Annotated in this window: 14 protein-coding genes and 4 pseudogenes; 7 read left to right on the top strand and 11 right to left on the bottom strand. The window is 38.5% G+C overall.

Features of this window, described 5'->3' with window-relative positions; genetic code table 11:
* Nucleotides 1-35: 35 nt before the first annotated feature.
* Together ACFIKN_RS05620 and ACFIKN_RS05625 are read left to right on the top strand one after the other, a co-directional pair.
* Nucleotides 36-1229, top strand: coding sequence for a phosphoglycerate kinase (locus ACFIKN_RS05620; RefSeq protein WP_375658052.1), 1194 nt, complete (start codon nt 36-38; stop codon nt 1227-1229).
* A 109-nt stretch (nt 1230-1338) separates the two neighbouring features.
* The gene (locus ACFIKN_RS05625; RefSeq protein ID WP_375658034.1) at nt 1339-2370 is read left to right on the top strand and encodes a class I fructose-bisphosphate aldolase; all 1032 of its coding nucleotides are present in this window, start codon (nt 1339-1341) and stop codon (nt 2368-2370) included.
* A gap of 3042 nt (nt 2371-5412) precedes the next feature.
* Here ACFIKN_RS05625 and ACFIKN_RS05630 read toward each other — a convergent pair.
* A complete protein-coding gene (locus ACFIKN_RS05630; protein WP_375658035.1) occupies nt 5413-7203 on the bottom strand; it encodes an ABC transporter transmembrane domain-containing protein in 1791 nt (596 codons plus the stop codon).
* A gap of 186 nt (nt 7204-7389) precedes the next feature.
* Here ACFIKN_RS05630 and rpmE point away from each other — a divergent pair, with 186 nt between their 5' ends.
* The 3 genes and pseudogenes from rpmE (at nt 7390) to ACFIKN_RS05645 (ending at nt 10685) form a co-directional block, all read left to right on the top strand.
* Nucleotides 7390-7611 carry a 50S ribosomal protein L31 gene (gene rpmE, locus ACFIKN_RS05635; protein WP_005774581.1) on the top strand — a complete coding sequence of 74 codons (222 nt, stop codon included), beginning with the start codon at nt 7390-7392 and terminating at the stop codon, nt 7609-7611.
* Between the two features lie 692 nt (nt 7612-8303).
* A pseudogene (locus ACFIKN_RS05640) lies at nt 8304-8550 on the top strand (ABC transporter); the annotation flags it as partial.
* Between the two features lie 854 nt (nt 8551-9404).
* Nucleotides 9405-10685 (top strand): hypothetical protein, encoded by a 1281-nt coding sequence (locus ACFIKN_RS05645; protein WP_375658036.1) that lies wholly within the window; start codon nt 9405-9407, stop codon nt 10683-10685.
* A 459-nt stretch (nt 10686-11144) separates the two neighbouring features.
* On the opposite strand, the pseudogene ACFIKN_RS05650 reads toward ACFIKN_RS05645, so the two are convergent.
* From ACFIKN_RS05650 to ACFIKN_RS05690, 9 genes and pseudogenes are all read right to left on the bottom strand, one after another.
* Nucleotides 11145-11870 (bottom strand): annotated as a pseudogene (locus ACFIKN_RS05650) (inositol monophosphatase family protein); the annotation flags it as partial.
* 8 nt (nt 11871-11878) lie between these two features.
* On the bottom strand, nt 11879-12670 hold the full coding sequence (locus tag ACFIKN_RS05655; protein WP_375658037.1) for an inositol monophosphatase family protein: 792 nt from the start codon (nt 12668-12670) through the stop codon (nt 11879-11881).
* Between the two features lie 11 nt (nt 12671-12681).
* A complete protein-coding gene (gene efp, locus ACFIKN_RS05660) occupies nt 12682-13257 on the bottom strand; it encodes an elongation factor P (protein WP_015856958.1) in 576 nt (191 codons plus the stop codon).
* Nucleotides 13258-13687: 430 nt separating this feature from the next.
* Nucleotides 13688-14071: pseudogene (locus tag ACFIKN_RS05665) on the bottom strand (helix-turn-helix domain-containing protein).
* 352 nt (nt 14072-14423) lie between these two features.
* Nucleotides 14424-14822, bottom strand: coding sequence for a hypothetical protein (locus ACFIKN_RS05670; protein ID WP_375658038.1), 399 nt, complete (start codon nt 14820-14822; stop codon nt 14424-14426).
* A 630-nt stretch (nt 14823-15452) separates the two neighbouring features.
* Nucleotides 15453-15821, bottom strand: a complete 369-nt coding sequence (locus ACFIKN_RS05675; RefSeq protein WP_375637573.1) for a helix-turn-helix domain-containing protein — start codon at nt 15819-15821, stop codon at nt 15453-15455.
* Between the two features lie 607 nt (nt 15822-16428).
* Nucleotides 16429-17472: a tetratricopeptide repeat protein gene (locus ACFIKN_RS05680; RefSeq protein WP_375630927.1), complete on the bottom strand. Its 1044-nt coding sequence runs from the start codon at nt 17470-17472 to the stop codon at nt 16429-16431.
* A gap of 363 nt (nt 17473-17835) precedes the next feature.
* Nucleotides 17836-18226: pseudogene (locus tag ACFIKN_RS05685) on the bottom strand (helix-turn-helix domain-containing protein).
* Nucleotides 18227-18598: 372 nt separating this feature from the next.
* Entirely contained in the window at nt 18599-18964 is a 366-nt protein-coding gene (locus ACFIKN_RS05690; protein WP_375641837.1) for a helix-turn-helix domain-containing protein, read from the bottom strand.
* Nucleotides 18965-19464: 500 nt separating this feature from the next.
* Between ACFIKN_RS05690 and ACFIKN_RS05695 the strand changes: the two genes are divergently transcribed.
* Both ACFIKN_RS05695 and ACFIKN_RS05700 read left to right on the top strand, forming a co-directional pair.
* Nucleotides 19465-19653 carry an antitoxin gene (locus ACFIKN_RS05695; RefSeq protein WP_375613201.1) on the top strand — a complete coding sequence of 63 codons (189 nt, stop codon included), beginning with the start codon at nt 19465-19467 and terminating at the stop codon, nt 19651-19653.
* A 58-nt stretch (nt 19654-19711) separates the two neighbouring features.
* Nucleotides 19712-19942, top strand: coding sequence for a type II toxin-antitoxin system RelE/ParE family toxin (locus ACFIKN_RS05700; RefSeq protein ID WP_375658053.1), 231 nt, complete (start codon nt 19712-19714; stop codon nt 19940-19942).
* 272 nt (nt 19943-20214) lie between these two features.
* Here the strand turns inward: ACFIKN_RS05700 and ACFIKN_RS05705 are convergent, their stop codons facing one another.
* Nucleotides 20215-20952, bottom strand: a complete 738-nt coding sequence (locus tag ACFIKN_RS05705; protein WP_375658039.1) for a TIR domain-containing protein — start codon at nt 20950-20952, stop codon at nt 20215-20217.
* Nucleotides 20953-21106: the final 154 nt, after the last annotated feature.

Here is a 21106-nt window from a genome sequence, read left to right on the forward strand (position 1 = left end):
TATTTGAAACAATGGAAAGTGAAGAGGAAGCAGTGATGGGGTTTCGCACACTTGATGATGTTGATGTTTTGGGCAAACGTGTTCTGGTGCGCGTAGATTTTAATGTTCCTATGGCACAGGGCAAAGTTTGTGACGAGACGCGTCTTGTACGGCATAAAGAGACACTCATTGAGCTACAAAAATGTGGTGCTAAACTTATTCTGCTTTCTCATTGTGGTCGCCCCAAAGGAAAGGTAGAGCAAGAGTTTTCACTCCGTCCTGTTGTGCAAGTGCTGGAAAAGATCATTAATCAGCCGGTTGCTTTTGCTCCGGACTGTATCGGTTCGGCGGTGCAGGTTGCAGTTGAGTCATTACAAAATGGTGGTGTTTTACTGCTTGAAAATGTTCGTTTTTATGCTGGTGAAGAAAAGAATGATTGTTCTTTTGCAGAAGCTTTGGCTCATAATGGAGATCTCTATGTTAATGATGCTTTTTCAGTTTCTCATCGTGCCCATGCTTCGGTGGAGGGAATAACGCATTTGTTGCCTTCTTATGCAGGACGCTCTTTGCAAGGTGAATTGCAGGCATTAGAAAAAGGACTTGGCAATCCAGCACGTCCTGTGGTTGCCCTTGTGGGAGGAGCGAAGGTTTCTAGTAAGCTTTTTGTGCTCAATCATTTGGTGGAAAAAGTTGACTCCTTAATTATTGGTGGGGGGATGGCTAACAGTTTTTTAGCTGCGCAAGGTATCCATGTAGGAAAATCACTGTGTGAACATGCATTGATGGAAACGATAAAAAAAATCATTAAAAAAGCGCAAGAGTGTCACTGTACGCTTCTGCTCCCTCAGGATGCTGTCGTTGGATTTCGTTTTGAAAAAGATGCACCGCATCGTCTTTATGACATTGAAGATATTCCACAAGATGGCATGATATTGGATATTGGGACGCGCTCTATTGCGCATATCAATGCTGCGATAGATGAAGCTGCTACTCTTGTGTGGAATGGACCCCTTGGTGTTTTTGAGATGTCTCCCTTTGATAGGGGAACCATTGCCGTTGCACGCCATGCAGCAGAACGTAGTTTGACGGGAAAGTTGGTTTCAATTGCGGGAGGGGGCGATACGGTTTTTGCCCTTAATCATGCCGGTGTTGCCAATGATTTTACTTATCTTTCGACTGCTGGAGGAGCTTTTTTGGAATGGATGGAAGGAAAGACTCTTCCTGGTATTCTTGCTCTCATGCAGGCTTAAAGGGCTTCTTTGAAGGGAAGGTTAAAGAAAAACTATACAGTCGTGTAGAGTGTTTTTTGATAGTGTTGCGCATTTTTAGAAATTAAGACAAAATAAAGAGGAATTTTTTATGAATGAACGGCTTGAAGATATTGCACTTGCTTTGGTGCATGCAGGTAAAGGTATTTTGGCGGCAGATGAAAGTACGGCGACCATTGGAAAGCGTTTTGAAAGCATTGGTGTTGAATCCAATGAAGATAAGCGCCGTGCTTATCGTGAAATGCTTTTTAGTACAAAAGAAGCGATGGAAAACGCCATCTCTGGGGTTATTTTATTTGATGAAACCATTCGGCAAAAAGCATCAACTGGGAAAATGTTGACGGATCTTATTCGGGATTCAGGCGCTTTGCCAGGGATTAAAGTTGATACCGGTGCAAAACCCTTGGCTGCTTTTCCCCAAGAAACAATTACCGAAGGGTTGGATGGTCTTCGTGAGCGGCTAAAAAATTATTATGCTTTGGGAGCACGTTTTGCTAAATGGCGTGCGGTAATTGCTATTGATGAACACACTTTGCCAACAAGAGGCGCCATAAGACAAAATGCACAAGCTCTTGCACGCTATGCTGCCTTATGTCAGGAGTTCAATATTGTGCCCATTGTTGAGCCGGAAGTGTTGATGGATGGATCATCGTGTGGGCATTCAATTACACGCTGCTTTGAGGTGACACGCACTGTTTTGCAGGCTGTCTTTAAAGAATTGTTTGAAGCTCGTGTTCTTTTGGAGGGGATGATTTTAAAGCCCAATATGGTGATTGATGGAAAGGATGCTCGCAAGGCTTCTGTTGAAGAAGTTGCTGAAAAGACTGTCCAAGTGCTTAAACAAACGGTTCCTGCTGCTGTTCCCGGAATTGCTTTTCTTTCTGGAGGGCAGTCTGATCAGGAAGCAACGGCGCATTTATCTGCTATAAATTCTTTGGGCGTATTGCCTTGGAAATTGACCTTTTCCTATGGACGAGCACTGCAAGCAGCTGCCTTAAAAGCATGGGCGGGAAAAGATGAAAATATTGCTGTTGCACAGAAGGCATTTCGTCATCGGGCTCGGATGAACCATCTTGCGGCTTTGGGACAATGGACAAAAGAACAAGAAAAAGCGTGCGATTGAAGCACAAGCCCTGTTTTTAAATGCGGAGAGATTTTGCATGTTTCTGCGTGATTTTTTGTGCCCTCATCATGATAAAAATGGCGGGGGCGTTTTAGACTTGAAAGCTTTCTCAGAGAGTTTTTTCCTTGGACCTTTTAAAAGTCTTTAATGGGTGCTATCGAGAGATAAGATTGCGGGAGAGGTGCAATTTCGAGAAGGGGAGATAATGCTAGGAAATTTGTGAATGCACAGCACTTTAGTATGGTGTCGTTCATGGGTGGGCACTTGCTTTTTGAGTGAAAATCATAAAGCTCATACTGTATTGAAGAGTTTGATATTGTGATATTTTTTCTTTTTCATGTTATCATTACTTGTCATCAGCAGAATTTATTTGATTGCAGTTTTAAAGGTGGATTAAGCGGGTAGATTAGAGAGTTGCGATTTCTGAGCGGATTGGAATACAGCTTATGAAGCTTTTCTGCGTCAGGATAGCTTCCTCTTCAATGGGGGTAGTTTTTCTATTGGCGAACGAATTGAATAACTCTTGCGAAAGAAAATAGATTTGTACCTCAATAAAACACCTATTTTTTGATGATATAATTAAAGATAACTAACTTCATAGCATCTTGGCTTAAAACGGGGGGAGTTGTGGACGGTATCTCTTCTAAAAATAACAGTATATCTTCTAAGAATACAAGCATCAAAAGAAAAAATCGATACGCAGAACAGAGCTTTTCTGCAATTATGATGCGAAAATTGTGCAATATGGTGCGTGGGGTATTCGAAGGGGTCTTTACAGTATTTACTTTCATAATTTTTATTATCTTGCTCAACATACGTGGGCCGGTTCATGCCGTACTAAGCTTCTTTGCAGGTGCGAGTGGATTAGCGTGCTTTTTGTTTTTTTTCGGATACCTCATAGAACGCCGCGAAGCCACAGATGAAGCCCCGCTATATCGTCCGCATTGATGTTAACAATTGGTGAAGGCGTTTCTTCTATTTGCTCCCTGTTTGCTATTTGGGGTTACGACGCTCTCTTATTCTGTTTAGCACCTCCTGGGTATGTTCTTATTCTCCCTGAATAAATAGAGTGCACTTCGTTTGCATACAAATCAAAATGAGAGGCTGTCTGCCTCTCAAATTCTTAATAATTGCTCTCCAAAATAATGACATCAGACCCGCTTTTAATGAAGGGGCTAACAAGCTTTGGTCTTTAAGCTCAAGGCAACCCTTTACAAGTTGCGCCTAACGGCATCCTTGACCTTAAGACAGCAAAACGGTTTATGAACAAACTCTCTTATTAAGCCACATCATCTTTTATTCTTCTCATGCGGTTCTGAAATCATGATATAAAGGGCAAGCTTCTCATCGTGCCTAAATGGTAACTTATCGTGTGTTAAATGGAAAAATGAGAAAAAGCATCTTTATGCAATATAATCCAATTATGATTTATTGATTTAAACATAAAGGGTTTAAAGCCTTCTACAAGACTGATACAATAAAAGGGGGGAAGTTGCCTATCTTAGAAACTAAGGCGTATTTTAGGTGCTCTTGATATAGCTATCTCACCAAATGGTTTTGAAGACTTATCCTTTTAGCTCTATTTATTAAAAGGTCATTTTGAGGGGGCTTGGCTAATGAATGTAAAGGAAAATTAGCACGTAATATTTCGCTTTGCTGGTATAGATGCTGAATGAGTTAATTATCGAGAGGATCACTGAAGAGGGAGCGCTAAAAAATGATGAAAATCCTCCGTACTTCGGTGAATTCGTGGTTGAAGATATAATCGTAGAACTTGGCTTATCTGTTCCTGAAACAGCTGAATGGTTTGAAATGGTTAGGGTGTCAGTTCTGCATATGCTTGACTCGCTATACAAAAAAATTACGATTTCGTGCAAGCTTTAAAACATAAACACCTTAAAGATATATCCTCTTTGTACATGTTCTTATCATCGTTAAAATGCCTTCTTAAAGCACGACAGGGGGTGGCTATAAAATTGAGAGCTGTAAAATATATGGGGCAGGGGGTGAGAAGATGGTGTTCAATCGAAGTACTCTATCCTTATTTTTATGGGCTATGCCTGAAAGAGAGAGCTGGAGAGACGATTTGTGAGCAAAGAGAAAGTGTTTTGAGGTTGCGTGTCTGCAAGAGCAGAACAGTGGTCGTGGTGATATTTAAAAACAATAAATTTGATAAAATTTTACAATTTTGCCAAAAGCCAGTTTATTATAAAAGCTGTTGCTTATACGCGCTCATACAAAAGTTATAAGAAGCCCAAAAGTGCTAAAAAAGTCTTTGCTCTTTTTCAATAAGACGGATCTGCAAACAATATTCAAAAAGTGTTCGTGTTTTTGAAAGAGCATAAAAGGATACTCTTGCAATAGAGAGAAGCGTATTTGTGAGTTACAATTTGTCATGATTTTCGGTAAACACTATTGTTTAGAGCGGTGAGAGAGGGCATGAAAAAATTTTAATATTCAGTTTTTTAAAGAGTGTGGTCAGTCTTTAGGATAGAGCTTGTGTCCCTAGAGCCTATCAAGTGAGCCCGCATAAAGGCTTCAAGAAAGCGAGCACCTATTATACTTTTTGCCAGCGTATACTCTTTTGACAGCCCTTAGAACGTAAAGGGGCAAGGGAGGTATTTTACCTCTTTCTTGTACCGTTTTACTCCACACACCAACTCTGCTTGTGATGAGCAAGCCAAGAGATTTTGTTTGACTCACTATGAGGGTTTGACATGAGAAAATCCTATGGTATTCATGATCTTTCATGAAAAACAATGAATTATCCTTATAAATCAACGTGACAGTGCTGTTATGAAGAGAACTCCTTGCACATCTTAATAGCCCATAGAGATTAACTGGGTATTATTTTATATTCTGTACACAGAAGTGTCTTTATAAAAATACTCCATCTTGCGCAGAAAAAAGAACAGCCCGTTAAAAAAGAAAAACATCTCAATGCTTGCTTTTCTTTTTTCCATGAGAGATTTAAATTGATAAGCCTGTCTGAAAAGAGTGCTGTTTATGCCCTTAAAGATACTGCTCTTGTATCAAGATCACTTACTCAGGCGAAAATTGGAGTTTTGCGAGGTAAGCATAAACGCCATTTTTTGCCACAAGTTCGGCATGGGTTCCTTCTTCCACAAGGGCGCCTTTATCCATCACAAGAATACGATCAGCTTTTAAAATTGTTGCCAAACGATGTGCAATGACCAAGGTTGTACGATTTTGCATCAATCCTTCTAAAGCGTCTTGCACCAACTTTTCACTGTTTGCATCTAAAGCAGATGTTGCTTCGTCAAGTAGTAACAGGGGCGCATTTCTTAAAATTGCCCGTGCAATACCAATGCGTTGTTTTTGCCCCCCAGAAAGCATGGTACCACGTTCTCCTACTTGCGTATCCAAGCCATCTGGTAAAGCTTGAATAAATTCAAGTGCATTAGCCGCTTTAGCGGCAGCAAGGATTTCCTCTTCATGGGTAGTTTCAGTTCCAAAAATAATATTATCACGCAATGTTCCATCAAAAATGGCGACATCTTGTGGAACATAGGAAATTGCACTGCGTAAATCTTGTAAAGAAAGGCGATTAATTTCCATGCCATCCAACCGAATTGTTCCATTTGTCGGATCATAAAAACGAAGGATCAAAGAAAAAATGCTGCTTTTTCCTGCTCCAGAAGCCCCAACAAAAGCAACCGTTTCGCCTGCTTTTACAGAAAATGAAAGCGAGCGTAAAACCTTCTCTTGTGGTCTAGAAGGATAAGTAAAATCAACCTGATCAAAAACAAGTTCACCTCGAATAGGTTGCTCTAATGATAAAGCATTTTTAGGTGCTACAATAGTAGGTTGCTCTTGTAACAATTCGGCAAGCCGTTCAGCAGCGCCTGCTGCTTGGATTAATTCTGCTCCCAGTTCCGATAATTGCGCAAAAGTAGAAGCTCCAAAAACCGCATAAAGGACAAATTGCCCTAATGTTCCTCCTGTCATCGTTCCATTCAAAACATCACGCGATCCAATCCATAAAACAGCAACCACACTGCTAAAAACCAAAAAAATTGCAAACCCCGTAAAAAAGGAGCGCAAGATTACAGAAGCACGTGCTGTTTGAAAAGCACGTTCTATCAATTGTGAAAAACGTATTGTAACGAGTTTTTCAGCGGTAAAAGCTTGCACAGTGCGAATAGCGCTTACCTGCTCTGTAGCAACAGCATTGGCATCTGCGAGACGATCTTGCGCCGCGCGGGTACGAGAGCGAACTTTACGTCCAAAGACTACCAAGGGAATGGCCACAACAGGAATAGCCGCTAAAACCAACAAAGACAATTTAGCATTGGTGATCACCATCATCACGACGGCTCCGATCACGATAATCAGCTGACGTAAAGCGGTAGAGGCGGTAGAGCCCACAGCTAATTTTATTTGTGTGGTATCTGTTAGAAGCCTTGAAACAATCTCTCCTGAATGTGACCGATCAAAAAAAGCAGGAGAAAGTTTCATAATATGGACAAACACATCACGCCGTAAATCGGCAACAATCCGTTCTCCCAAGGTGATAACACAGTAATAACGGGCTGCTGAAGCAAATGCGAGAAACAAGGCTAAGATAAACAAAATTCCAAAGTAAAAATTGATATGTCCATGGCTTGAAGTAGAAAACCCATGATCAAACATTTGGCGGATAGCCACAGGCAAAGCTAATGTGACAAGAGCAGCAACAGATAACGCTAGAAAAGCAAAGATAAACAACCAACGATAGCGCAAAAGATAAGGAACAAAAATTGCAAGCGAAGAGAATGAAGATTTCTTAGGGGAAGACTTTGTCGATTTTTCTGAACGAGAACGTAATGTCATAAAATTTTGCTCACTGTATTGGATTTGTAACACTTGATACAATGATGTATCTTGAACACTTGTTTTTTGATGCGTGCTCAGTTATAGGAATAAATACTTTAATCAATGTATCAAAAAGACAAAGGAAGTGCACTTAAAAAAACAAGCAAGTGCTATTTCATTCTATAAACGCAAAAGGTTTGACGCATGAAAGCGAATATTCACCCCAACTATCACAAAATTACCGTTGTTATGACGGATGGAACCCAATATACGACGCGCTCTACTTGGGGAAAAGAAGGCGATACTCTTAATCTAGATATTGATCCAAGAACGCATCCGGCATGGACAGGTGGCTCCCAAACGCTCGTAGATCGTGGTGGTCGTCTTTCTAAATTCAAAAATCGTTTTGGTAATATTGGCATGTAAAAGCCTCCTCTTTATGGGGTACAAGGGTTTTAAACAAAACGATTGCAAACGATGAGTTTTTGATCCTATCAAAGAGTGCACTTTAAATATTAATTCAAAAACGCATCCGACATAAACAGATGGGTCTATAAATCATTGTGGTTGCGTTTTTTAAATTCAAAAATCATTTTGAAATACACGCAAAAATCCTTTCTTCCCTAGAGTATAAAGACTTGAAATAAAATAATTGCAAACTTTTCTTCTTTTTTGGAACTGAACATACCCACGGAGAGGAAGTATTTTCCGCTTCTAAAGCTGCCAATGTATTTGAATTTATTCAAGCTTTACCAAACGTCTTTGATACGCAAGTAGAAGAACGTGGTACTATGCTTTCTGGGGGCAAAAACAACGCATTGATATTGCACGGGCGATTTTAAGAAATGCAGCCCTCTTGTTGCAAGCCGGCACCATCATTGTATTTGCCAACTCGTGGATGTTGCTACAGCCCTTGGCACTTGAGATAATTTATTATAGGCATTTTAAGTCCTTTCTTAATAGTTTTTTTTTATTCACGCGGGCTCTCTCCGCTTGTAACGTGCAAAAGACATGGTTTTGATTGGTTCACCATGGAACAGGTTTGAAATGAGAGAATCTTACGGTATTCGGGATTCTCATTCAACATACAAGACAATGAATTATTATTATAAATCAAAATTTTGCCACTTGATGAAGCAAGATTTGCTTTAGATGCAAACAGTGAAAAGTTGGTGCAAAATGCCTTAGAAGGATTGATGCAAATCATACAACCTTGGTCATTGCACATCGTTTGGCAACAGTTTTAAAAGCAGATCGTATTCTCGTGATGGATAAAGGCGCTTTTGTGGAAGAAGGAACACACAACTCATTATAAAAAATAATGTTTATGCGCATTTGGCTAAACTGCAATTCTCATCTGAGTAAGTGATCTTGATACAAGAGCAGTATCTTTAAGGGCATAAACAGCACTCTTTTCAGACAGGCTTATCAATTTGAAACTCTCATGGAAAAAAGAAAGGCAAGCATTGAGATGTTTTTCTTTTTTAATAGGCTGTTCTTTTTTTTTGCCTGAGATGAAGTATTTTTATAAAGACACTTCTGTGTATAGAATATAAAACGATATCCAGTTAAATCGCTATGGACTATTAAGATGAGCGAGGAGTTCTCTTCATAACAGCACTGTCACGTTGATTTATAATGATAACTCATTGTTTTTCATGAAAGATCTTACATGGAATTTCTCGTTTCAAATTTGATTATGTTGCATTAGTCAAAACCATGTCTCTTGCATATACCAAGCAGAGAGAGCTCGCGTGAAGTAAAAATACTTAAAGAAAGAATAAGTCTTCTTCATGAAGCGTCTCAAGTTTTAGGGGCTGTAGTAATATTGAGGGGATTAGGAAAGTGTATGATGATGTCGCTTTACTAAAAAAGAGCCGATAAATGAGTAGAAAGATGCTTTTTATCAATTTTATAAAACAAGGTGAGCACGCAGCCATGTTTTGCTGTGTTAGGCTTTTGAGTACTTTGAACCAATATTGTGGGAGTGCATTTTAAGAATTATAAAGCTCTTCTTAAAAGTGCATAAATCATTAGAGCAGTACAATTAAATACAAATTGTTTTATTTTACCAATAAAAATATCTATATTTTGTTTATTTTTTTCATAAAAATAGAATATATAGCAAATCCTGAATCAATTATATACATATTGATACAATATCGAGGGATCGATAAAAGAGCTGCGTTAAATATTGGTGAGGATAGAAGAAAGCAAGAATGAGTGATCACGATACTTTCATAGTTATAGTAGGAATAGTTATAATAGGGAGCATAATCTATAGTCTTTGGTTAGCAAATTATCAGAAAAAGCAATTAATTGAACAACTTGAACAGTTTGAGAAATTACTGCAGCTAAAAGATCGAGAGTGCGCGATATACCAAAATATTATTGCACAATGGGAACAAAGGCTTGTTAAAAAAACTCAAAAAATATCGCCAAAATGGATTAAACAATGGGATGAAGAAGCAAAGCATTGGGAAAGAGATTTACTGGAGATAAAAAATCCTGAACATTGGCTATCTTCTGAATCGAGCGGACAATGGCCTTTGATGGTAAAAGATATTTGTATGCAAGGATATGGAGAAGCGTGGTTTTTGTATGAAAAGGCGCTGACAAAAGAACTGACTGATGAACATATCAAAAAAATAAATGAATTAATGATGCGTCCAATTTTTAAAGAAACTTATCCTAAAGTTGTGCGATTCATGAGACAGAATGGTGTCACATTACGAAAGTTTGTGGACCCTTTGACGAAAAAAAAGCGCTATAAGCCTACAATGCTGTTGTTTCATTGGTGGTTATATATGATTGATGATATGATTACGGCTGAATATGAACAGCAACTACAAGACAAGGCTTCAGGATACTATGAAGAGTTAAAGTCTTTGGAAATTTATTATGAAGATATACCTAAATATACAGAATATGAAACGCTAGAAGAGATACTGTCTTGTTGGTATCTTAGTCTGCCTAGAGATGCTGAATTACTATGCATTTGTAAAAGAGAGCTTCTAGCATTATTGTATGATATTTCCAGTGCTTATAAAGCGGCAAGAAAAACTTTTATTTACTATAAGCAGCTTATTGATACGGTAAAAGAAGGATATATGGCCTTTGATAAGGATTGTCGTTACTCCACGGTTAGAAATGACATTGATGTTTGTAGAGAGAAAGATAAAGAAAAGAAAAAGGGGTTGCGTATTGCTAAAGAGACTCCAACATATGAAAAAGCCTATAAATTAGGAGTCATAGAATGGATGAAGTGGTCAAGTAAGAAATGTGATAATCAATGGATCTTTTGGAAAATGCTTGTCAAAATAGGAAATTCAAAAGAAAAATTAAAAATCATTTTTGGTGATGAAAAGGTAAATGCACTGGAAGAGGCTATCAAAAAAGATCAAGAACAGTTCGTGAGCGAATTTCAAGAAGCAATTCTCGAGAACAAAAATGTGCATTTTTATAAATCCCATGCCTATTTGATACATACTTTAGAATAATGCTGAAAAGAAGGAGAAGCTGATAACAATTGTATGAATCTGTGAATTTACTGAAACCTCTGTTATCACACGCGGTGGTGAAACATATTGATAAGCAGTGAGAGTAATGTACAGCAGCTCTTACCAAAAAGGAGAGAGTGGGCTCTTCTAGAGTCAAGTTTTTGCGCGCAGTGTAAGAGTGATCTCTCAAGAGAAGTAGGAGAGGTTTTTGCCTCAGGTGCGATAATTGTTTCTTGTGGCGTTTGGTTGTGATGTTTTTTTGTTTATTGCCTTTTTCAGTTTGTTTGGAGGGGGATTTGAATAACAGAAACGTCAATAAGGTAAGCTATTGGGGATTGCTTTTGTGGTGGGTATAGCGGGTATATTTTTTATTCGTGATGATGTTTTTGTCACTATCTAATCAGTTATTTCCTATCGTTATTTGAAAGAAAATTTAAAACTTTCTCTTCACGTGTTTTTTTAAAGTTCTAAGGGTTTTGTAAAAAAACTGTAAGAATTAAATGCTTTTTTGAAGTTTTTTTTATAGTTTGATGCGAATGTGTTTATTGCAAGCAATGATGTGTTTTTGCGGAATATATCGCTACCGCCTTCTTTATCGGTGACAAAACCACCTGCTTCACGAACCATCAGTATTCCAGCAGCCATATCCCAAATGTGCAGGTTATCTCCCCAAAAACCATCGGTTTTTTCTGCGGCGACATAAGCTAAATTCGAGAGCAGCAGCACCAAAACGGCGAAGTTTGGCAACTTCCATCATTATATTGCGTAATTCAATAAGATAGGTTCCATGATTTGGACGACCAAAATGAGGCATTTCCCGTGGCAATGACACAATCTTCTAGTCTACGCCGTGCAGAAACGCGACAGCGTCGGTTATTGAAAAAAGCACCACACCCGCGTTCTGCGGTGAAGAGTTCATCACTCACGGGATTGTAAATGACACCAGCAACGATTTTTCCTTGGCTTTCTAAGGCAATGGAAACAGCAAAAAAGGGAATGCCATGGAGAAAATTTGTGGTGCCATCTCAAAGGGTCAATAATAAAACGGTGTTGTGAATCTTCTCCAATGATTTCTTCTGACTCTTCCATCAGAAAACCAAATTTGAAGCGCGCTTTGCTTAATTCATTGAAAATAATTTTTTCCGCTTTGCGATCTGCTTGGCTGACGTAATCTGCTAGATCTTTTCTGAGGTTTAAATGCCTTTTTTGAGGGTTTTTTCTAATTTTAGGCGAATGTGTTCATTGCCGGCAATGATATTTTTTTTGCGGAATATATCGCTACCGCCTTCTTTATCGGTGACAAAACCACCTGCTTCACGAACCATCAGTATTCCAGCAGCCATATCCCAAATGTGCAGGTTATCTTCCCAAAAGCCATCGGTTCTTCCAGCAGCAACATAAGCTAAATCAAGAGCAGCAGCACCAAAACGGCGAAGTCCGGCAACTTCTGCCATCACATTACGTAATTCAATAAGATAGGCTCCATGATTTGGGCGACCAAAATGAGGCATGCCTGTGGCAATGACACAATCTTCTAGTCTGCGCCGTGCAGAAACGCGACAGCGGCGGTCATTGAAAAAAGCACCACACCCGCGTTCTGCGGTGAAGAGTTCATCATTCACGGGATTGTAAATGACACCACCAACGATTTTCCCTTGGCTTTCTAAGGCAATGGAAACAGCAAAAAAAGGAATGCCATGGAGAAAATTTGTGGTGCCATCTAAAGGGTCAACAATAAAACGGTGTTGTGAATCTTCGCCAATGATTTCTTCTGACTCTTCCATCAGAAAACCAAATTTGGGGCGCGCTTTGCTTAATTCATTGAAAATAATTTTTTCCGCTTTGCGATCTGCTTGGCTGACATAATCTGCTGGTCCTTTCAAAGACACTTGCAAATTTTGCACTTCACCGTAATCACGTACCAACGAGCGTCCTGCTTTCATTGCAGCTTGCACCATGACATTCATGACTGCAGAATGGGCCATTTTTTATTCCTTTATTTATCTTTTTCATTTGCACGACGCAAATAAATCAACTCATTGGTGTCTACAATGATACGTTCACCAGCATTCATAAAGGGGGGAACAAGAATACGAATCCCGTTTTCAAGAATGGCGGGTTTATAAGAGGAGGTAACCGTTTGTCCTTTGATGGCAGGATCGGCTTCCGCAATCGTGACAGCAACTTGATCAGGAAGTGAGATGCCAATAGGCTTTTCTTGATAAAGTTCAACTGTGACAGTCATCCCATCTTGGAGAAACGCAGCACGTTCACCAACAAAATCCTTTTGAAGTTCAAGTTGTTCATAAGATTCTGAATCCATAAAGACCAAAGCATCCCCTTGTTGATAAAGAAATGTGAAATCCTTTTGTTCAAGGCGCACGCGTTCAACGGTCTCAGCAGCGCGAAATCGTTCATTAAGTTTTGTACCATCAATCAAATTTTTCATTTCAACTTGGTTAAATGCACCACCTTTTCCTGGTTTTACAGCGTTGCATTTAACTGCAACCCATAAACTTCCTTGATGTTCGATCACATTACCAGGGCGAATTTCATTGCCATTAATTTTCATCGTTTCTATCCAATTCTATTCTTGCAAAAAGAACTCTCTTGTTGTCTTTATGGCGCTTTTCTTTGCTGCCTTTAACAGTCAAGCTCTTTTGTTATTTTCGGGCTAAAATCCCTTTGATTAACCTTGCGGCTCTCTCATGGTCCTGTGTGCTCTTTATGGGCTTTCTCCTGCTTTTTGCAAAGAGAAAAGCTTAAGTAAAAAAGGACCTTTATGTATTTTTGCTTTTCAGTTCTTTGCAAGACCATAAAAAGCGCTCAGACGCAAGCTTTTTAAAAATTTGCACAAAAATTTTTTAGAATTTTTGGGGAAATTTATCCCGTTGTGTCGTAAAATATCATCATTGATGGCAATGATATAATTGATGGTAATGATATAAGTTCCCTAAAACCATGAGGTGTTTTTAATTAAGAATATGTGAATACGGAGTTTATTATGAGTGTCTCATGGGATAGAGCGTGGTGTGTGTTATCGCGGGGTGTTCGTTTGTATTCTTATCAGAGATCAGCTGTAAAAAGGCTTTCTGTTTTATCGAGGTTAGGACTCTAAATTTTTTTAAAAGCAGGTATTTTTCTGTACTTGATGCGATTTCATCATGAGAGTACGGGGGCTGTTGTTTTGTTAAGATATCAGCATAGAAAAAGGAAAGTAGAACATTTGAGATATCGGCCATTTCTTTTAAACGCCCTGCGCTGACACGATTTAAGCCGTTTTCATATTTCTGGATTTGTTGGAAAGTGGCACCTAAATGTTAACCTAATGTTTTTTGAGACATTTTTAGCATTTTTCGTCTCAAACGAATTTTTTGCCAATGAATTTGCCACTGAAAATGTCGTTATAAGGATTTTACCAAGACCCTAGAAAATGCTACACGGGATATAGAAAACTCTTCAGCTGCTTCAATCACAGATAGTCCAAGTTTTGCATTTACATCTTCGCGTAACAATTCACTAGGGTGTGGGGCATTTTCATTATTTTTAGTATTCTTCTTTTCTTAAATCTTAAAGCTATAATTTACACTATTTTGTATTGTCACAATCTATAATAAAATTTATCCACTCTGGCTAAAAATGAGGTTTTTTATTGAGGTGCAAATCTCTTTGCCTTTCGCAAGAGCTTTTAAGTCTTTACGTGTAAAATATAGAGAATGTTTACATTAAATAGCGGGTTCATCTGGGCTGAGTACTTATATGAGCACGTAGTTCTCCGTTCACACTATACTGAAAAAGAGACACTATAGTGCTACTATTTAATTTTATTCTATACCTCAAATTCACACCCATGTTTTGTTGCTTTTGAGGTTGATCTGTATAGATCACATTATATCCATTCCGTCGCAACAGATTGATAAATAAAGGAGTAAAGTTGTCTGCTGTATTATTTTTCTTTATAAGAAATGTGGTTGTAGCTGGTGGTAGAGGTCTCTTGATATCGCTAATAAATTTGTTAGCGACTAATTGTGCCTGACGCTTTGTAAGACTTTGATCAACATAATTTGATGAATAATTGCCTACAGATGCGCAACCAGCCACCAACACAACCGGTGACAGCAATAAATATTTTAACATCTTTAATTCCCCTTACTTATTGTTGCTCTTTATTTGCGAAGCTCCTCTTCCAGAAATAAGAGCAACTTTACTTATAGCACATTAACAACATATCGGTATCTAATCAATCGGTTAATTAATCAATGAATAATGGTTTCAGCTGTAAAGGCTGCTTGAAGTGCTTCTGGTGGCGTATATTTTAATAAACTGCTGCTTTTAGTGATTATGATAAAAAAGCAATTTTTTGCGTTTGCATGTTAAGATCATGTCCTCCATCTCTATTATAAAATGATGTGTTAAGTGTTATTCCAGATTGATCAAAAAAATTTTCAAGCATTGCTTTTTGAGGGATATCTTTTTTTAAATACGTATGAATGCTTATCCTGTTTGCTGTAAAATACTATCGTTTGAGGTGTGGTGCTATAAGGTATCAAATTTTGCACATGTGATGTTTTTATGAGAGTGTGTGGTGAATATTTGAGGGAGCTTGTCCGGATAATCTTGTGAAATGAACCACATAAAATGGGAAGCTAAAAGAGTTCTGTTCTGAGAAGACGGATTGTTTCCCAACTGGATAGGGAAGGGGCTTCTGTCCTTTGAGGGGTGGGAGGCAAGTCAAGAATAGAGAGTGTAGCGCCCTATATTATGATGTTAAAAGCTTTCATTTTGATCAGAGAGTAATTGTAAAATGGCTCTTTGTTTTATCGAGGTTAGAACTCTAAATCTTTTGAGCAGCAGGTATTCTTCTGTACTTGATGCGATTTCATCATGAAGGTATGGGGGCTGTTGTTTTGCTGAGGTGTCCGCATAGAAAAAAACAAGTGGAACATTTAAGATATCGGCAATTTCTTTTAAACGCCCTGCGCTGACACGATTTAAGCCGTTTTCATATTTCTGGATTTGTTGGAAAGTAACACCTAAATGTTGACCTAATGTTTTTTGAGACATTTTTAGCATTTTTCGTCTCAAACGAATTTTTTTGCCAATGAAAATGTCGTTATCAAGATTTCTGGCTCGCATTTTAAAGTCCCCGCCGGTTGCGAGCGCCCTCGCGTTGGTATTCCGGGAGCTTGAAAATACTGAACTCAAATCAGCCTTTTTGCTTTTAGTGCTGAGAGCACCTGGACATAGCAAAAACTCCCGGAATTCCGGGATACCCACAAAGTGGGGTCAATTCATGTTTGAGTTTTCGGGTTTTCAAGGCCCTATTGGTCGTTGCGTATGCGACCAAAACATCTTTTAATTCATAAAGTAATTTTAGGAAATTTACAATAAAAAATAGCTTTTTACTGAGAGGCGGCGTGTTTTTCGTCCAAGAAAAAAGAATGAAAAAATAGAGCTTTCGGAATTTTCAGGATAGCCTAGCTCTTTTGCTTATTGGGTATTGTTTGCTTAAGCAAATGATACCAGTGCGTTTTCTTTACCAATGAAAATGTCGTTATCAAGATTTTTGGCTCGCATTTTAAAGCCCCCTCCGAGTGCGAGCGTCCTCGCGTTGGTATTCCGGGAGCTTGAAAATACTGAATCCGAATCAGCCTTTTTGCTTTTAGTGCTTAAAGCACTTGGACAGAGCAAAATCTCCCGGAATTTCTATAAATTTTATCTTTTTGATGCAGAGAGGAGTATTTTAAAAAACAGGAAGGAGCTTTATTGCTTCTTTGTGCGCTTTTTCTAGTTGTGCCTTATCCATGCCTTGGAGCATTATTTCAAGATCAGGAGCTTGCATTTTTGCCTCCTTTGCGAGCATATACCATGCCGCTGCCATTATTATATCGCCTTTTGTTCCTGTGCCATCTCGATAAAGCCTTGCAAGGGAAATCTGTGCTGGTGCTACCATGTTGATCGCATTTCTTTGAAGTAAATGAAAAGCACGCTGAAAATCTGTTTCTCCTCCACGCCCCTGTACAAGCCATTGTGCTAAATGAAGTTGAGCTTTTAAGTGGTTGTTTTGAGCCGCTACCTCCATGAGCTTGCGGGCATTGCGATCATCTTTTGGTCGCTTTAACGTGCCTAAGGAAAGAATTTTTGCAGCAGAAAAAGCAGCATCAGCATCCCCAAGAGCAGCACCTTTTAAGTACCATTTTAAGGCTTGCTCTATTGCTTCATTTTCACGACTTTGGGAAGAAACACCAGGGAGAGCTTGTTTTTCCTGTGAGGCTTTATAAAGAAGCAGTTGTCCATAATAAAAATAGGCTTCCTTGACGCCTGCTTTGACAGCTTTTTGAATGAATTGCTCACCAAGTCCTTGATTTTGTTTTATAAAGTTACCATCAAACAACATAAGTCCATAGCGTAGTTGTGCTTGGGGTTCCCCCTGTTTTGCAGCGCGTTCAAACCATAAAGCAGCACGCGCACCGTCAATAGGAACAGCACATCCTTCCATATAAATTCGGGCAAGAAGAGTTTGTGCAAAAGGATCATTTTTTTCAGCACGTCGGAGTGCTTCACGAAAAGCTTTTAAATAATAACCTTGGATGTAATAGTCATAGGCTTGGTCATAGTCTCCAGCTTTTAAGGGCTGAAAGGGTTCTTGAGTGTTTGAAGCTTCTTGAATCGTATTGAAAGAGCTTTCAGAATTTGAGATTTCTTCAGTGTTTCCCGCTGAAATTACAGCAGAACTTGCAAGCCCAATCACGCCTAAGATAAGCAGCTTCACGCTTCTCTTGATCATGGTGTTTTCTCCTCATTACCGATCAGAATTTTCACATTTTTTTTTCATCATTACAAGCCGTATAAGAATTTCATTTCTATATTACTTTTTATCTCTCAGTTTTTCGTCTTGGTTCAAGGTAGGGTTGGGTAAGTTAAAAAAGTAGCATAAATGTCGACGAGAGACAGACTGTTTAAAACAGTTCTGTTAAAAATAATACAGTCCTGTTAAAAATAATAATGATGAGGGGTTATCGTATGTAAAGATGCTTATCTTCTATTATATCAATGGCTTATCCCCATAAAATGAAAAAATGCTTACAATGGAGGTTGCTTTTAAAAATACGTATGAATGCTTATGAATAGCACACACTATCGCGTTATGTTAGTTTGCATTCTCATCAGAGATCAGCTGTAAAAAGGCTTTCTTTTTTACCGTTGTTAGAACTCTAAATCTTTTGAGCAGCAGGTATTCCTCTGTGCTTGATGCGATTTCATCATGATGATATGGGGGCTGTTGTTTTGTAATGATATCGGCATAAAAAAAGGCAATGGGAACATTCAAAATATCAGAAATTTCCATTAAACGCCCTGCGCTGACACGATTTAAGCCTTTTTCATATTTTTGAATTTGTTGGAAAGTGACACCTAAAGCGTGTCCTAAAGTTGTTTGAGACATTTTTAGCATTTTTCGTCTCAAACGAATTTTTTTGCCAATAACTCAAACGAATTTTTTTGCCAATAAAAAGATCAATATTAAGATTTTGAGATTGCATTTTTCCCCGCCGGTTGCGAGCGCCCTCGCATGAGTATTCCGGGAGCTTGAAAGTACTGAAATCTAATCAGCTTTTTTTGCTTTTAGTGCTTAAAGCACCTGGACATAGCAAAAACTCCCGGAATTCCGGGATACCCACAAAGTGGGGTAAATTCATGTTTAGATTTTCGGGCTTTCAAGACCCTCTTGGTCGTTGCGTATGCGACCAAAACATCTTTTAATTCATAAAGTAATTTTAGGAAATTTACAATAAAAATTAAAATAGTGTCTCTTAACGTGTCGTTTCTTAAAATGGAGGGGTGGCATGTTTTGCATTCAAGCAATAAAGTGTTCACAAAGGGGACTTTGAATAGCGCACGCTATCCGTGTGATGTTAGCTTGCATTCTCATCAGAGATCAGCTGTAAAAAGGCTTTCTTTTTTACCGTTGTTAGAATTCTAAATCTTTTGAGCAGCAGGTATTCCTCTGTGCTTGATGCGATTTCATCATGGTGGTATGGGGACTGCTGTTTTGTTAAGATATCGGCATAAAAAAAGGAAAGTGGAACATTCAAGATATCGGAAATTTTCTTTAATCGCCCTGCGCTGACACGATTTAAGCCTTTTTCATATTTTTGAATTTGTTGGAAGCTTACGCCTAAAGCGTGCCCTAAAGTTGTTTGAGACATTTTTAGCATTTTTCGTCTCAAACGAATTTTTTTGCCAATGAAAATATCATTATCAAGATCTTTGGTTCGCATTTTAAAGCCCCCGCCGGTCGCGAGCGCCCTCGCATGAGTATTCCGGGAGCTTGAAAATACTGAGTTCTAGTCAGCCTTTTTGCTTTTAGTGCTTAAAGCACCTGGACATAGCAAAAACTCCCGGAATTCCGGGATACCCACAAAGTGGGCTCATCTTTACGCTAGAACTTAGGGTTTTCAAGGCCCCTTTTGGTCGTTGCGTATGCGACCAAAACATCTTTTAATTCATAAAGTAATTTCAGGAAATTTACAATAAAAATAGTTTTTTACTTAAAAAATTTGTTTTTTATGAGAGGCTATCCGCTTCTTAAATCTCTCTGGAATGATTGTCAAAATCATGACATCAGCCCCCGTGTTTTTTGAGAGGGTTAAAAAGCCTTAAGTTTTAAGATCAAAAGAACTTTGGACGCTTAAAAGTTAAACATTTTCAATTCGCTAATATTGACAACATAGACAAGAGTAATTATCTCCAATATTCAGGAATAGAAAGGACATATATTATGAAGCCCACCCTTTCTCCGCTAATTTCAGAGTTCGAAACCGTTGAACAGGAAAGCAGCTACACTGCATGGCTGCGCGATAAGGTAGCGAGCAGTCTTGCAAATCCATATCCTCCTATTCCGCATGATGAGGTTATGGCTGAAATGGAAGTTATAATCAGTCAGCTTGAAGCTGAACAGGACAAGTGATGCTTCCGGTTGTTTGGTTGTCTTCGGCGCGTGACGATTTGCGTCAGATGTTACCTATATTGCTCGCGAAAATCCATCTGCTGCGCGCCGCCGAATGAAAAGGTTTTTGGAAGCATCCGTACTGCCATTGGCTGAACATCCATATTTATACAGACAGAGTGAGAAGGTATTAGGATTACGAGAAATTGTAGCGCATCCAAATTACCTTATATTGTATCGAGTAGCTGCACATAAAATCGAAATTGTAGCTGTAGTACATGCCCGACGTGAATTTCCTATTTTTCTTTAATCTAATGAGAGACTGCCTCTTAAACCTTTCTGGAACAATTACCAAAATCATGACATCAGCCCCGCGTTTATCAAAGAGACTAAAATGATTTCTTCCACGGTAATGAATTCACGCGCGGTCTCTTCATTAAAATTTGCACAATCGCTTGCTGTTTGAAGAAGGGGGGGGTGATCGTTTCTCTGTGCTATAGGATGTGTGTCTGTGGAATGTGGTGGGGTGGCATGTGGTTTTGGGCGTGCGCTTTAAAAAATAAACATAAGCATTATTCAAATTTACTTTAATGCATGAATTGTATCTGTATTAAAAGAGAAATCAGCTTTTTGTAAGCGCTTAATAAGTTTGGGAAATGTTTCGTTTACGTGTTCTTTAAAAGAAAGGTAGTAAACTCCACCAACATCTGAAAGCATTTCAATGCCTTCTTTTTGTAGAATAGCAATCCTCTCAAGAGGAAGTGTGGCAGCTAACATGCCCATTTCGAAAATAACGTTTTGTCGTGCACGGGGTTGAATTTTTTCTGCACCTTGAGATATAGCATAACCCATGTCATCATGCGTGAGGAGTACAATACCAAAACTTATAGAACTGTCACAAATTTCTTTTTTCAAAGTTTGAATGATGGGTAAACCATTACCACTCGTGTTTTGTAAGATGTATGGTTCGAGACCAAGCTTGAGAAGAACATTTTCAAGCTCCGTTAAGGCATAACAATCATGACCATGAACGATAAAAATTTTTTTATTTGAAGGATTGGAGGCAGTTTTTGAGGAAGGAATCGTTGATGTTTCTTCTATATGCTTTGCTAAATCTTCTATTAACTTTTGTTTTATGTTTTCTTTGCCTTGAACGTTGATTGTTCCTGTACTTTCATACCAATTAATAACGCCTCCTTCGGAGGTTTTGATCTGATATCCTTTAGAAGAATTAAGTGATAGAGACTTAGTTTCTATGATTTTATATCCAGCTGTTTTAACTATATCTTTAAGGTCTTCGAAGGTGCCGCTATATTTCACTGTTTATATTCTTTCAATATCGCTGGTTATTAATATAAAATGTTGATTTATTTTTATAACTATTTGAATTTAAATAGCTTTATGATTTCATTTTCTTATACAATGCACAAAAAGAGACGGTCACCTTCCATTCAATTGATTGAAACGTGGGAAA

Source organism: Bartonella sp. CL436QHHD (assembly GCF_042195105.1).
Lineage (GTDB): Bacteria > Pseudomonadota > Alphaproteobacteria > Rhizobiales > Rhizobiaceae > Bartonella.